Origin of the sequence: Bacillus sp. GMs2/2 (genome assembly GCF_050172095.1) — a bacterium.
GTDB classification, from domain to species: domain Bacteria; phylum Bacillota; class Bacilli; order Bacillales; family Bacillaceae_G; genus Bacillus_A; species Bacillus_A cereus.
Map to the genome: position 1 here is coordinate 1 of NZ_JBNLYE010000496.1, position 2,401 is coordinate 2,401.

The following is a 2,401-nucleotide window of genomic DNA, read 5'->3' on the forward strand; positions in this document are numbered from 1 at the left end:
GAGAAAAAGGTACAAATCAAAAATGAATCTCCAAACATTTTTGAAGGTAATGAATTTGCATGGTCGCTGAAAGGGATTGGAGATTTTGAATTTGCGAAAGTAAATTTAAATAAATCAACAGAAGAAATGCAAATTGATCTAAAAGCAGGTGTACCACATGACTACTTTGATAGTACATATGCAAGTATTAAAGTGCAAAACACATCAGGTAAAGTGGTCTATAACAAAGAGATTTATGGAAACAAACAGCAAAATGCTGAATCGCAGAAAGTTCCAGTCAAAGTAGGCGATTATATAGAGTTAACACATCTAGAAGGTGTACATAGAGCTACTCTTACAAATGTAGATAATAGTAAACAAGAGAGCTTTGGAAAAAAAGCCCTATACGAAGTTACAAAGGAAGGCCTGAAGAAAATAGAAAAAATGCCAGAAGCAACAATTTTAGAAGGAAACAAGTTTGCATGGTCATTAAAAGGATATAGTGATAGAGAAATTGCAAAAGTAGATTATGATAAAACGGTAGAAGAGATGAAGGTAAAACTAGAAGCAGGTGTACCACATTCCTATTTTGCTAGTACGTATGCTAGTATTAAGGTCCAGAATTCTTCTGGTAACGTTCTGTACAATAAGGAAATCGTGGGAAATAAACAACAAAATGCTGAAAGCCAAACTGTGCCCGTCAAGGTAGGGGATTACATTGAATTTACCCATATAGAAGGAGAAGCAACAAAGGAAAAAACGCGAGCAACTTTAATTAACCTTGAAAATAACAAAAATGAAACCATTGGAAAAACAGCAAGATATCAAGTTACAAAAGAAGGCTTGAAGAAAGTAGAAAAAATGCCAGAAACAACGGTTTTAGATGGAAATTATTTTGGGTGGTCTTTAAAAGGATATGGTGATAGAGAAATCGCAAAAGTTGATTATAATAGGACAACAGAGAAAATGCAGGTGAATTTAGAAGCAGGCGTACCACATTCTTACTTTAATCAGACATATGCAAGTATTACAGTAAAGAATTCAACCGGTAATGTTGTGTATAATAAGGAAATAGTGGGAAACAGACAACAAACTGCTGAAATCCAAACGGTGCCCTTAAAAGCGGGGGATTACATTGAGTTTACCCATATAGAAGGGGAAGCAGTAAAGGAAAAGACACGTGCTACACTTCTTAACCTTGAGAATAATAAACAAGAATATATAGGCAAAAAAAGAACCTATCAAGTTACTTCAACGGGATTAAACAAAATAGATTAACATGAAGAACCTTCTAATTATTCGTTAGATGCAAATAGTCGTTCATTATGAACGGCTATTTGGTTTTTATTTAAAGAAAAGTGAAATGAAAATACTCTCTCTTTTGTACATACTCTCCTTGCTATCAACTGCTATATTTGTTTATCAGGGGGGATTTTAAAAATGTGCTTGAATTGATAAATGTTTAAGTGCTATAGATTTGAGAAAAAAGAAACAGAATAGTAAGGTATTTATTGATAAAACCCCTCTTCTGTTACAATATTTTACATATTTGGTATGATGTATATGAGTTCTATGCATATTAAGGGAGGAATGGGAATGAAGAGGTTCATAACACGTGCAAGTGGTAATACAATCTCAAAAAAGTTAGTTTTAATGATGTTGCCGATGGTTTTAATGATATTGATGATTACACCATCGAATGATGTATCGGCAGCAAATCTATCAAGAGCAGGTTCACTAAAAGGCGTGAATTTATTTAATGGAAGTTGGACAGTTGCTATACAGGCAGCAAATTTACAATATGTTTCTGCTGAGCCATCCGGTAATGTAGTAGCAAATCGTAATGCAGTTAATGAATGGGAGAAATTTGAATTAATTCCGACTGGGGAATTATATACGTTTGCTTTAAAAGCAAAAAGTAATGGAAAGTACGTTTCGTTTGAGCCAAACGGTAGAGTAGTAGCAGATCGTACATCAATTGGGGCATGGGAAAAATTTATCTTATATAATGGTGGAGACAATAGGATATATGTATTACAAGCACTAAGTAATGGTAGATTTATATCAGCAAATGGTGGTAGAGAATTAACTGCTAATAGTTATGTAGCTGGAAGTTGGGAAAGATTTGTTATTGTATACTTCTAAACTTTGAAGTGTTATATATCTAAATAATAATGGCATGTTTAGTTTGTATAAACGCCTAATACAAGAAAGTATTAAGTATTTAATACAAGTGTATATTAACATGTAAAAGGGCTGCAAGTAATTAGCAGTCCTTTTTGCATGTTAAATAAGGACTTACTGAGGTTATAATGAAAAGAAAAAGAACCCTATAGGGTTCTTTTTCAAGGCATATTAACAGTAAGGAGAATCATGAAATGCTACTTCAAATCTTTATTAGGGGAAAGATTTTGAATAAGCT

The 2,401-nt window shown here is 33.2% G+C and carries 2 protein-coding genes; both read left to right on the forward strand.

From position 1 onward, the window contains the following. Positions 1-1,257: putative mucin/carbohydrate-binding domain-containing protein (locus ACQGS6_RS26570; RefSeq protein ID WP_426965880.1), on the forward strand; the 1,257-nt coding region annotated here is incomplete at its 5' end. Positions 1,258-1,575: 318 nt separating this feature from the next. Beyond that, positions 1,576-2,124: a fascin domain-containing protein gene (locus ACQGS6_RS26575; protein WP_000819433.1), complete on the forward strand. Its 549-nt coding sequence runs from the start codon at positions 1,576-1,578 to the stop codon at positions 2,122-2,124. Positions 2,125-2,401: the final 277 nt, after the last annotated feature.